At 37.2% G+C, this 285-nt stretch carries 1 pseudogene; it reads left to right on the forward strand.

What is annotated here, in order from left to right:
• A pseudogene (locus ACG9ZB_RS17185) lies at positions 1–285 on the forward strand (preprotein translocase subunit SecA); the annotation flags it as partial.

Below are 285 nucleotides of genomic sequence, written 5' to 3' on the forward strand. Positions count from 1 at the left end.
TGTCGGACAAATTGTAGATCAGGCAATAGAAGATACGCCTGAATTAACACAATTATTAAGGCTTATTCCACTTGTAGGGGGACGTATTGAGCAACAAATTCAAAGTATTGGTCAACGTCTTGGTGAAAATATCAGTGCTGGTTTAATAGAGCCGTTAATTGAAGGTTCAGCCGCACACCCTAATTCAACTTATCAATTAATTTCTCAAAAAATTAGCCATATAAATATTGATAACCATGAACTTGAGCAGCTGGTTGAGTCTGTCGTTTTTGAAACGCTAGAAGC

This window comes from Acinetobacter johnsonii (assembly GCF_048551975.1).
GTDB lineage: Bacteria > Pseudomonadota > Gammaproteobacteria > Pseudomonadales > Moraxellaceae > Acinetobacter > Acinetobacter johnsonii_A.